Origin of the sequence: Microcystis sp. M_QC_C_20170808_M3Col (assembly GCF_007095505.1) — a bacterium.
Taxonomy (GTDB): domain Bacteria; phylum Cyanobacteriota; class Cyanobacteriia; order Cyanobacteriales; family Microcystaceae; genus Microcystis.
Map to the genome: position 1 here is coordinate 1 of NZ_SFBY01000160.1, position 3,697 is coordinate 3,697.

Genomic DNA, 3,697 nt, shown 5'->3' on the forward strand with positions numbered 1-3,697 from the left:
TTCTGACTTCATAGTGATTCGCCATCAATCTTGCTGCAAATTGCATACAGGCATAAATATCTTCTCGATTCAGAGAGGGATATTCTTCAAGGACTTCTTCAATAGAATCCCCTGCTCCCAAAAATTCCATAACTGTTTGCACCGGAATTCGAGTTCCAGCTATAACAGGTCTTCCATTACAAATATCTGGATGGATATAGATACGACTTTCCATTAAGGTTTTGTTACCTCCTTGATGATCTAAAGTAAGCTTATTATACCCTTTCATAGTAACAGGTGAGGATGTTAGGGTTCCTTAAAATTGATCGCTGCAGCGGTAGGACTTGCATTAGGTAACGCACCCTACCAGAGCGGCACTAGGTTTTTGGAGTAGTGCCATTCTTTTGCTTGCTCCTCACGAAGACTGCCTTATTTTTTCGCTGAATCTCGAATAAGTCAATAGCCTCGAACAGGCCACTCAGCTTTGCATATCCGTAGTTGCGTGGGTCAAAAGATGCCTGATTTGCTATGTGTCCGCCAATCTCTGCCAAATTCGACCAACCATCATCGTCTAGAGTCCTAGAAACCGCGCCCCTCAATAAACTGATTAATTTGGTGTCTTGCTTCAACTCTTTACCAGTTTTCTTAACACTTGCAGAAACTTTGGAAGTCTCCTCAGAATTTACTGCTTGATCAATAGTTTCTAGGTATAAAAATGTTGAACACGCATAAACAAAAGGCAATGGCGTTTTCTTCTCGCCAAATCCATAGACTTTTAAGCCATTTGTCAAAATTCTCATCACTAAAGGAGTAAAGTCACAATCACTCGACACGATTGCAAAAGCATCCAACTGTTGTGTATACAGCAAATCCATTGCATCAATAATCATTGCAGCATCGGTAGCATTTTTGCCCTTCGTATAGTCGAACTGTTGGACGGGGCGAATAGCGTATTCATGCAAACACTCCTCCCAGGCTTTCAGCGCAGGACTTTTCCAGTTTCCGTAAGCCTTACGAATATTGGCAACTCCATAGTTGGCAATTTCAGAGACGATCGCCTCAATTTTTGATGCAGGGGCGTTGTCTGCATCAATCAGCAGCGCAATTTTTGATTCTGATTGTCGCATATTGCTCCAGGGGTGCTGGTCACTTTAATTTTTGAACTCGAACAGACACTCTTCAAGTATGCCCCAGCTGATAGCCTAAGCCATCTAACTGTTGATTATGCAGAAACTTTCCGAATAACCAGAGTAAGGATATGGGGAAACTTTTGACATATCACCCCTTTTGTCGATTCCTGACAATCAGCCGAGATACAAATAGCTTTTATGCGACCATAGCACCAATTATTCAATCTGACTGCATTTCGTAACAAAAATTTACAACTCTCTCATAACCGATCGCACTCCCGTCCATCGCTGTGCATAGACGTTTTTTACTTGTAATCATTTGCTTGAATCAATGTTTAAGGAACGAACTCCACCAGATTGGCGTACTGTTACAGAGCATCCAAAACCAAAACTTTTAAATCTGGGACAGCAGCTAAACGGGCATCATTGGTCAAGAAAAACATAGCACCTTCTCCCATAGCAGTGGCAATCTGGATTGCGTCTGGAGTTCGCAAGTTTTGTCTTGCTCTTAACTGGGCGGCAACTTCGGCAATCTCAACGGAAATAGGTACTGTAATTAAGTTTTCTTGATCAAGAAGAATATCACGATACTGGCCAGCAAGTTCTACATTGCCTGAGCGTAATGGATGCACCAAAACTTCCGTCAGCGTCAACGTAGAGGTAACAACTTGAAACTCGCCTCGACTTACTGCCCCAAAAAAGGCACGAACAAGCCCTAAATATGCCTGATTTTGCTCGATCAGATAAATGAGTGGCGCGGTATCCAAACCCACAACTTGACCTTGTAGTTGAATTAGCCATTCCATGAGGCACGTTCCTGATTAACGTACTCTTGAGCATCAAGTCCATTCCAGATTTCTTTTCCTAGTCCTTCTAGTTCCATAATGCTATGCTTGGGCTTAACAAGCATAGGGCGACGTACCATTACAGCTAACTCTTTTAACAAGCGAAGTTGCTCGTCTGGGGTGAGATTCTCAACTTGTCGGCGAACATCTTGATAGGTAGTCATGCTCTTTACTCCCTGTTTCTTCTATTAATCATGTCATATTGCCCACAGATCACGGCTCCAAAAAGTAAGGTAGAATGCCCCCATACTTGTCTACATCCGATCGCACTCCCGTCCGTCGCTGTGCATAGACGTTTTTTACTTGTAATCATTTGCTTGAATCAATGATCGTGGTGCGTTCCCCAAAATCGATCGCTGCAGCGGTAGGACTTGTATTAGGTAACGCACCCTACCAGATCTGCACTGAGTTCCGTTGTTGCCTTGTTAGGATTAGGAGGATTAGGGTTAGTTTTTAGCCTGACCAAGCGAAAATAGAAATAGTAGGGTGAGCATTGCCCACCTTACCGCTTTTTCGGTCATAATAAATCCGAATTAGGGCGAACTGTAGTAAAATAGAAATCGAACCTCTTAAGCAGGGTTTACAAGGATGTCCAGACGAGACGATCTACATTTATCATTACGTCATACTTTAGAAAAAGAGGGTTGGAAAATCACTGATGATCCTTTAATTCTAACCTTAGAAAAAACCTTGCTTAAAGCTGATTTAGGAGCAGAAAAGTTTTTTGCTGCGGAAAAAGAAGATCGTAAAATTGCCGTAGAAATCAAAGACTTTGATACGCCTTCAGTTATCAGTGAATTAGAAAAAACAATAGGACAACTTCAATTATACCAATGGGCTTTAGATTCACAAGAACCTGAAAGAAAACTTTTTTTGGGCATTAGTCAAGCAGTTTATTTAAAACACTTCAAAAAAGCTATTTTCCAACTGGTTATTAAGCGGAATAAAATCAATTTAATTATTTATAATCCTCAAAAGGAGATAATTGTCGAATGGATAACACAGTAAATTATGCCGATATTCTGAGTCAAGTTATCAGAAAAGAGTCGTCGATGCAACCTCGATTACAAACCCTTAAAATTACCCCAGTTTGTGATCCAGAATCAGGCAACTTTTTAATAATTATGACTGGTTGGGAAAAAGAAGGATGGATTAATACAATTTTATTTCACGCTCGTTTATTGAAAAATAAAATTGTAATTGAAGATGATAATCTTGAAGAAGGATTAACAACCAATTTAATTCAAGCTGGGATTCCCCCAGAAGATATTATCACTGGACTTTCCCTAGAGTAAGGTAGGCATTGCCCACCTTAGCGATATCGCACTGAATGTTAGGAAAAATTATCTAAATGCTTCAATTCGATCTAAATAGACATTAACTAATTTATGTTCAATGACCAAAGCTTCAACCTCTGGCCAAATACGAGCTAAAAACTGATGAAATTTGCGTTTTCGTATATTGCCAAAACGGAGATGTACTACTTTAGGTGGGGAAAAATCAAGCATTAGTTGATCGGAAAAGTCTGTATCTTTCGTAACAATAACCAGTTTTTTATCCTTTGCATATTGCCAAATTTCCGTATCCCTTGGACTTCTACCTAAAACCGAAACATAAATGATCTGTAAAGATGGAGTAAACAGGATTTTAGCTGGTAAATTTTCATCAAAGAAAAAACCATTCATGCAATTTTTCTGACTTCATAGTGATTCGCCATCAATCTTGCTGCAAATTGCATACAGG

General features: G+C 40.0%; 7 protein-coding genes. 2 read left to right on the plus strand and 5 right to left on the minus strand.

Annotated features, from left to right (window positions below; all coding sequences use genetic code 11):
• The 4 genes from EWV84_RS07455 to EWV84_RS07470 form a co-directional block, all read right to left on the minus strand.
• Positions 1-214: DUF433 domain-containing protein (locus tag EWV84_RS07455; RefSeq protein ID WP_287077498.1), on the minus strand; the 214-nt coding region annotated here is incomplete at its 3' end.
• A gap of 142 nt (positions 215-356) precedes the next feature.
• Positions 357-1,106: an NYN domain-containing protein gene (locus EWV84_RS07460; RefSeq protein WP_287077499.1), complete on the minus strand. Its 750-nt coding sequence runs from the start codon at positions 1,104-1,106 to the stop codon at positions 357-359.
• Positions 1,107-1,477: 371 nt separating this feature from the next.
• On the minus strand, positions 1,478-1,915 hold the full coding sequence (locus tag EWV84_RS07465) for a type II toxin-antitoxin system VapC family toxin (protein WP_287077500.1): 438 nt from the start codon (positions 1,913-1,915) through the stop codon (positions 1,478-1,480).
• The gene (locus EWV84_RS07470; RefSeq protein WP_002746864.1) at positions 1,903-2,118 is read right to left on the minus strand and encodes a hypothetical protein; all 216 of its coding nucleotides are present in this window, start codon (positions 2,116-2,118) and stop codon (positions 1,903-1,905) included. Before EWV84_RS07470 ends, EWV84_RS07465 begins: the two co-directional genes overlap by 13 nt.
• 424 nt (positions 2,119-2,542) lie before the next feature.
• On the opposite strand from EWV84_RS07470, the gene EWV84_RS07475 reads away from it, so the two are divergent.
• Both EWV84_RS07475 and EWV84_RS07480 read left to right on the plus strand, forming a co-directional pair.
• The gene (locus tag EWV84_RS07475) at positions 2,543-2,962 is read left to right on the plus strand and encodes a XisH family protein (protein ID WP_287077501.1); all 420 of its coding nucleotides are present in this window, start codon (positions 2,543-2,545) and stop codon (positions 2,960-2,962) included.
• A complete protein-coding gene (locus EWV84_RS07480; protein WP_287077502.1) occupies positions 2,947-3,249 on the plus strand; it encodes an element excision factor XisI family protein in 303 nt (100 codons plus the stop codon). The genes EWV84_RS07475 and EWV84_RS07480 overlap by 16 nt, the downstream gene beginning before the upstream one ends.
• Positions 3,250-3,297: 48 nt before the next feature.
• Here EWV84_RS07480 and EWV84_RS07485 read toward each other — a convergent pair whose 3' ends face one another.
• Entirely contained in the window at positions 3,298-3,639 is a 342-nt protein-coding gene (locus EWV84_RS07485; RefSeq protein ID WP_287077503.1) for a DUF5615 family PIN-like protein, read from the minus strand.
• Between the last annotated feature and the right edge of the window lie 58 nt (positions 3,640-3,697).